Here is a 7,459-nt window from a genome sequence, read left to right on the forward strand (position 1 = left end):
GCGGCAAGCAGGCGGAATTCACTTCCGCCGTTAAGCGCAGCCGCCGTCGTGCAAGCCCCGCGCCCGTACAGCGTGTCCGGGGCAGACGGGCTGTTGTGGTACTCGGGCGTCTCTTGAAAACGGGAAGAGTTTCAGGCAGGGACGCACAAGGACTGGACGACGTCTGTTCTGATGGAGGATGCGCAGGCGGTGGCGCGCATGTGCACGGAGGCGGACGAGGTCACGCCGGCCATGGACATGGAGCCCGATGAGCAGGGCGTGGGCTGGAGCATATTCATGATGGGCGAGGTGTCCGATGCCATGAAGGCCTGGCTGGAGGGCCGGAAGGAGGTGTCCTTTTTCGGGCGCATGCGCGTGGACAATGGCAGAATATACGGCGTGAAATTTGATTTTCGCACGCAGGGCGACGCGCTTATCATTGAAATGCGCGGGAAGTTCCGCAACATCTTTCTTCATGAGGCCGTAAACGGTTCTTGGCTCCGTGAGGAGCTCGATGCCGGAGCCGGGGAAGTGCGCACGACCATGTTTTCTCTGGACGGCTTTGAGGAGGCGCTGAACCGCTGCGTGGCGCTTGCCGAGCTCATCCGGGAATGGAACCGCACGGACGCGGACTTTTTCAGAAACGCCGTGCCGAAGGAAGAGTTGTCGTTCCGAGGGGACGGCCTGCATGAGTGACGGCTTCACGGGGGGGGAAGGACGGCCGTCGTGTTTTTTGTCGCCCGGGCAGGCGGGCAGTGCAGCCTGTCGGGAAAGGAGCGGAGAGAGAGCATGAAAGTCACGGAACAGCAGATTGCCGAACGCTACGCGTCCATGACGGATGACGATCTTGCGGCGCTGGACCCGGCCAAGCTCACGCCCGAGGCGGCGGCGCTGCGGGCGCAGGAGCTGAACCGGCGCGGGCTTACCGACACCCCGGCGCGGGAAGAAGCCCGGGCGCGCCGTGAAAAGGCCGCCGAGACGACGGGAAGAAGAAATTATGTGAGGCAGCTTGTGGCCGTGCTTCTTGTGGCGGCGGCGCTGTTTGTGGAATTTGTGCTTGCCCGCATGGTGGAGATGCCCTCGCCCGTGCAGGGCGGCGTCATCGTCGTGCTGTGCGTGCTCGCGCTTTATGTGCTGCGGGGGAGAAGATAGACCGGCCGCCTGCCGCCCGCATCGATGTCGTTGCCTCGATCGTGCTTCCGGCGTTCAGACTGTCCCGCGCGCATTGCGCGCTTTTTGCGTTGCCTGCGGCTTCTCGGGAATGGCGTCTTTCTGCGGACGCGGGCCGGACGCATGAAGGGCGTTCGCCGCGTCGGACGCGGAAACGCGTGGGAAGCCTCCGCCGCGCGTTTTGAGGCTCCGGGAGGGGACGAAAAGCCCCGGATTTTCCCGAAAGGCGGGAGGGAACAAGATTCCGGGAAGAACGGGAGTGAAGCCGGGAGGGGGAGCACATTTTCCTTCGACCGGTTTTCTGCGTTGCGGGATGAGACCGGAACCCCTGCGTGAGCCTCTGCGTTTCGGGAGGGGCGCGCCTTCCTGCGTGATGTTCCGTCCGCTCAAGCTCAGAAGGGCCCCGCAAGCTGTTTCCTGAGTCCCGCAAGCTGTTTCCTGAGTCCCGCAAGCTGTTTTCCTGAGCTCGGGAAGGGGCGGAGAGAACGCGTGTCCTCCGCGCTGGAGAAAGCGCGGAGAAGAAGCCGGAAAGATTCTTGCCGCGTCGTTCCTGCCTCGCTTGTGCAGGGCTCGGCGGCCCTCGTCTTTGTTCGGGCGGCCTTTTCCGACGCGCGTTCCAGCCCGGGTTATCCGTAAATAAGAGGCCATTTAAGGAAGGGGGGGTTGATTCTTTCCGTTTGCGGGGTATAATCGCCCCACAAATGGCGGCCGCGTTCTGCGGTCGGAAGGCCCGGTTCCCTCAGCGTTTCGGGAGTCGGCGGGCGCGCTGCGCCTGTTGCGTCATGTGCCGGACAAGGCGGGAGGAGAGGATCGCCTTGTCTCTTTGTTACATTATACCATGGTCTTATGGCCTTTTCCCCTTTGCAATAAGGAAATGGCGTGAATAAAAAGCATAAAGTGCTCATTGCCAACCGCGGCGAAATCGCGGTTCGCATCATTCAGGCATGCGTGAAGCTCGGGCTCGACTTCGTGTGCGTTCATACCGCGGAAGACGCCTGTTCCGGTCACGTGGCGCTGGCCCGTGAGATCGGCGGCGAAAAGAGCCTGTATCGCATTTCTTCCTATCACGACGCCAACGAGCTTCTGAGCGTGGCCGACGAATCCGGCGCCACCGCCGTGCATCCCGGCTACGGCTTCTTCGCCGAGGACTTCCGCTTCGCCCGCAGAGTCACCGAACGCGAACGTCCGCTGGTGTTTCTCGGCCCTTCGTGGCGTGTCATCCGCGACCTTGGCGACAAGATCAACACCAAGCGTCTTGCCCGTTCGCTCGGCGTGCCTACGGTTCCCGGTTCCGACCGTCCCATCTACGATGAGCTCGAGGCCGAAAAGATCGCCCGTTCGCTCTTCGACTTCCAGATGCAGCAGGGCATCGCCCGTCCGCTCGTGCTCGTCAAGGCTTCCGCGGGCGGTGGCGGCATGGGCATCGAGGAAGTGTACGACATCGACATGTTCCGTCAGGTCTACCGCCGCATCCGCAACTACGCCATGCGGCAGTTCAAGGACGAAGGCGTGCTCATCGAGCAGCGCATCAAGGACTTCAACCATCTGGAAGTGCAGGTGCTCTCCGACCGCACGGGTCGTCATCCCGTGCACTTCGGCACCCGCAACTGCTCCATCCAGTCCACCGGACGTCAGAAGCGTCTGGAAGTGGCTCCCGGCTTCGATCCTTCGTCCATCAAGTACGACTTCGACGCCGCGGCGCTCCTCGACGAGATCGTCATGCACTCGCTCAACATGGCCCGCAAGGTGGGCTACGACAGCGTGGGCACCTGGGAATGGATCGTCACCCGCGACGGGCATCCCTTCCTCATGGAAGTGAACACCCGCATCCAGGTGGAAAACGGCGTCTCCGCCGCCATCAGCCGCGTGAAGGGCAGAGAGGTCGATCTCATCGCCGAACAGATCCGCACCGGCCTCGGCGAGCCGCTCGGCTACACGCAGGACGACATTACCTTCAACGGCGTGGGCGTCGAGTACCGCATCATTGCCGAAGACCCCGACAACGGCTTCTCTCCCTGGGTGGGCGACATCGACCGCTTCAGCTGGGACGAGCATGAATGGTGCCGCGTGCATACGCACGTTCCGCCCGCCACGCCGGAGCATCCCTACACCATTCCCACCGAGTTCGACCCCAACCTTGCCCTCGCCATCATTTGGGGCAAGGATCTGGCCGAAGTGACCGCCCACGGCCTTGCCTTCCTCGACACCCTCCGTCTTGAGGGGCACGACGGCAAGGGCGACCCCTTGAAGTCCAACGTGGAATTTCTCAAGAAAAAAACAGAGCGCATGCTGCGTTTCTAGTTTCCTGTTCTTATCAGGAAGGGATATGTTTTTATGATGGAATGGGAAAAGCAACTGCATCAGCTTGCCGACAGACTGTGTTATCTCAAGGATATCTTCCCCGGAAAGCACGAGGAGGACATCGCTCTTCTTGAGACCCGTCTCGCCGACATCCGCCGCAAGCTCGAAACCTGCTCCGCCGAAGAGGCGCAGGCCGAAATGACTTCTCTTGAGGATCTGTTCTTCTTCATGGAGTGCAAGCTTGAAGACAAGCTCACTCCCATGGACAAGGTGCGCATCGTGCGTCATCCTCACCGCATCTGCCTGCGCGACATTCTGGAAAACGTCTACGACAACTACACCGAAATAGGCGGGCAGGGCGAACACACCAACGACCCCGCCATGGTCATTGCCCGTGCCTACATCACCCGCAAGCGTCACGGCAAGGTCTATCATCAGCCCGTGCTCGTCATGGGCCATGAAAAGGGTCACGGCGAGGAGTTCCGCAACGGCGGCTCCGCCAAGCCCTGGGGCAACGCCAAGGCCAAGCACTACATGGGCGTGGCCGAAACCGAAGGCATCCCGATCCACGCCTACGTCTTCACCCCCGGCGGCTATCCCCTCGAGGACTACCCCGGCGCGGCCCAGCAGATCGCCCGCAACATCTACGAAATGGCCGGCCTTACCGTGCCGCTCATCGCCGTGTTCTCCGAAGGCGGCTCCGGCGGCGCCGAAGCCATCTCCCTCGCCGACAAGCGCCTCATGTTCTCTCACGGCTACTACTCCGTGATCTCTCCCGAAGGCGCGGCCGCCATCGAAGGCCACCTTCGCGGCGGGGCCCGTGCTTCCGCCGACCTCGTGGAGCGCTGCGCGCGTGATCTTCACCTCACCGCCGAAGACAATCTCAAGTTCGGCTACATCGACAAGATCATTCAGGAACCCGTGCTCGGCGCGCGTCCGTACCACTACGAGTTCTTCCGCACCATCCGTCAGGAAGTCATCCGCGCCACCGACGAAGTCGTGCTCTCCGCCCGCGGCCTTGCCCCCCTGCGTGCCGCCACCCTGCGCCGCTTCCGCGACAGGGAACTCAATCTCGACGAGTTCTCCGTGCGCTGGGATCTTTCCCGCAAGGCGCGGCAGCGTCTCGTGGAAATGCGCCAGAACAAGTTCATCAAGGCCTCGCACCGCGAATGTCAGAACCGTCGTTCCGTCATGGGACGACTCGGCGACGCATGGTCCGAACAGTGGTGGGAAATCTACAACCGCCTCATCTACGATTTCTATCACCGCAACCGACGCACCTTCTCCAACCTGCTCGAGGAACTCGGCTCGGAATGGGAAATGCTCAAGCTGCGCGCCATGAAGCCGTGGAACAGACTGCACGGCAGAACCGAAGAGCCCGCGGGCAACACCGAAGAGCTCACCACCCTTTCCGAGTGGGAAGAGGACAATCACACCGGCTGGGCCTGGGTCTCGCCCAAGGCCAAAGAAGACCGCGCCGTCTCCTGCCCCTATTCCGCGCAGCGCGGCTGCATGGACATGTGGGCTCCCGATCTCTACAACGAGTTCGCCGGCGTCTGCTCCACCTGCGGTCATCACTTCCCCATGGAATACCAGTGGCTCATGAACAACTGCTTCGACGAGAACTCCCTCTATGAGTTCAATACCGAAGTGGAAGCCGGCAATCCCCTCCATTTCCCCGGATTCGACGAAAAAATCGCCGAAGCCAAGAGAAAGACCGGTCTCAAGAGCGGCTGCATCACCTTTGAAGCCCGTCTCGACGGCGTGCAGGTGGTCGTGGCCATCCTTGTCGGCTCCTTCCGCGGCGGCTCCGTGGGCGTGGCCGAAGGATCCAAGTTCGTGGCCGCCGCCGACCGCGCGCGTCGCAAGCGTTATCCCTTCATTGTGTACTGCCACGGCACCGCGGGCATACGCATTCAGGAAGGCACCCACGGCGTCATCCAGATGCCGCGCTGCACCGTGGCCGTGCGCCGCTACATCGAGTCCGGCGGCCTCTACCTCGTGCTCTACGATACAAAGTCCTACGGCGGCCCCGTGGCCAGCTTCCTCGGCTGCGCCTTCTATCAGTTCGCCATCCGCTCTTCGGACATCGGCTTCGCAGGCCCCGGCGTCATCAAGAACACCACCGGTCTCGACATCCCCCCGGATCACCACAACTGCTACAAGGCCCTTTCCCGCGGGCACATCCAGGGCGTGTGGGACCGCCGCGACGTGCGCGCCAACCTTCGTCAGGCCCTCGAAACCATGGGCGGCCGCAACCTTTACTATCGCTAGGGTGAAAGCATGAGAGACATTGCCGAAGTCATGGAAGAACTCAAGGCCGCGCCCTACACGGAAAGGGAGGTCTGCGCTCCTCACACCGGCGTCATCCGCTTCGCCGACGTGAACGAGGGCGACCGCGTGAGCGGCTTTACCGGTACGTGGAAGGAAATTCCCGGTACCCACATCGCCACCATTACCCGTGAAAAGAACCCCCGCAAGGTGCTCGCCACCGAGCGCGGCGTGCTCCAGAAGCTCTATCGCGAACTCGACGGCTCCTTCGTGGAGGCCGGAACCCCGCTCGGCGTCATCCGGCACTACCTCACCCGTCAGGAAGTCGTGAGCAAGCTCCTCAAGGAAAGCCTCTACGCCTTCTGCGCTCCGGAACGCGCCAAGTACTACTTCGTGCCCGACGTGGACAAGAAGGTCAAAATCCTCGGATGCCGTACCGTGTCCATCCACGACGGCATGGAGCTGTTCATCGTTTCCCGCATGAAGCGTGAAGTGCCCCTGTGCTACTCCGGCCCCGCGGGCATTATCTACGACGTCTACTTCGACCAGACAAAGAACGTCGACGCCGGCAGCCCCCTCATCGTCGTCTGCCCGCCCGAACAGCAGTCCGCCGTCGAAGACGTGGTTGCCCGCGTCCAGAGCGAATGGAACGAGGGCGAATAAGTTAGGATAAAAATAGTGCAGAAACTGTCTGGACAACAAAATATTTTCTGTCGTCCCGACAGTTTCTGCATATCTATGCTATAAAGCATAGATGCTTTTTTACTTTGAAGGATGTCATGCCTAAGAAGAGCTCTATTACAACATGCCAATTAAATTTTGATACTTTTTCAAACAAGGAGTCTCAAGAGGTTCCTTTGATAGAATCAAAAGTATTGAAAAAAGTTCCATTAGCGTCTGATAGTGACTTTTCTAATGCCATTATCAGAAAAAATGGTATATTATTTAATGAGGACTCTTTGACTTGGCTGAAAAAAATACCAACTTCTTCTATTGATATGGTATTTGCCGATCCTCCTTATAATATAAATAAAGCTGAATGGGATAAATTTGAGTCTCAAGAAAAATATATAGAATGGTCCATGACATGGATAGAAGAAGCTTCACGTGTTTTGAAGTCTAATGGTACATTGTTTGTTTGTGGTTTTTCTGAAATTCTTGCAGATTTGAAGCATCCTTCTATGAAATATTTTTCAGGGTGTAGATGGTTAATATGGTATTATAAAAATAAGGCTAATTTAGGTAAGGACTGGGGAAGGTCTCATGAAAGTATTTTAGTTCTTCGCAAATCTAATAAATTTATTATGAATATAGATGATGTTAGAATTCCCTATAATGAGCATACACTAAAATATCCATCACATCCACAGGCTACTACAAGCCAATATTCGCATGGTAAAAGTAACAATAATAATATCTGGACTCCAAATCCACTGGGGGCAAAACCAAAAGATGTTATAGAAGTACCAACGACTTGTAATGGTATGGAAGAAAAAACAAAACATCCTGCACAAAAGCCTGAAGAACTTTTAAGAAAATTAGTTCTTGCTTCAACAAATAACGGCGATATTATAGTTGATCCTTTTTCAGGCTCTGGAACAACTCTAGTTGTAGCGGAACAACTAGGAAGATTGTGGATGGGGTGTGATATAAATAAAGAATATAATTCTTGGGCCTCCCGTAGATTGGATTGTGTACAGAGAAAAAGCATTGAGGAATGGAAAAATTTTGATAAAAG

The 7,459-nt window shown here is 58.0% G+C and carries 6 protein-coding genes; all 6 read left to right on the top strand.

Annotated features, from left to right (window positions below; genetic code table 11):
- Window positions 1-171: 171 nt before the first annotated feature.
- Window positions 172-675: a hypothetical protein gene (locus QZZ60_RS09510; RefSeq protein WP_295640854.1), complete on the top strand. Its 504-nt coding sequence runs from the start codon at window positions 172-174 to the stop codon at window positions 673-675.
- 93 nt (window positions 676-768) lie between these two features.
- The gene (locus QZZ60_RS09515) at window positions 769-1,131 is read left to right on the top strand and encodes a hypothetical protein (protein ID WP_295640856.1); all 363 of its coding nucleotides are present in this window, start codon (window positions 769-771) and stop codon (window positions 1,129-1,131) included.
- A gap of 897 nt (window positions 1,132-2,028) precedes the next feature.
- Window positions 2,029-3,450 (top strand): biotin carboxylase N-terminal domain-containing protein, encoded by a 1,422-nt coding sequence (locus tag QZZ60_RS09520; RefSeq protein WP_295640858.1) that lies wholly within the window; start codon window positions 2,029-2,031, stop codon window positions 3,448-3,450.
- Between the two features lie 36 nt (window positions 3,451-3,486).
- On the top strand, window positions 3,487-5,724 hold the full coding sequence (locus QZZ60_RS09525; RefSeq protein WP_295640864.1) for an acetyl-CoA carboxylase carboxyl transferase subunit alpha/beta: 2,238 nt from the start codon (window positions 3,487-3,489) through the stop codon (window positions 5,722-5,724).
- Window positions 5,725-5,733: 9 nt separating this feature from the next.
- The gene (locus QZZ60_RS09530) at window positions 5,734-6,384 is read left to right on the top strand and encodes a biotin attachment protein (protein WP_295640860.1); all 651 of its coding nucleotides are present in this window, start codon (window positions 5,734-5,736) and stop codon (window positions 6,382-6,384) included.
- A gap of 116 nt (window positions 6,385-6,500) precedes the next feature.
- On the top strand, window positions 6,501-7,459 hold a 959-nt coding region (locus QZZ60_RS09535), incomplete at its 3' end, for a site-specific DNA-methyltransferase (protein WP_295640862.1).

Source organism: uncultured Mailhella sp. (assembly GCF_905187505.1).
In the GTDB taxonomy this organism is placed as follows: domain Bacteria; phylum Desulfobacterota; class Desulfovibrionia; order Desulfovibrionales; family Desulfovibrionaceae; genus Mailhella.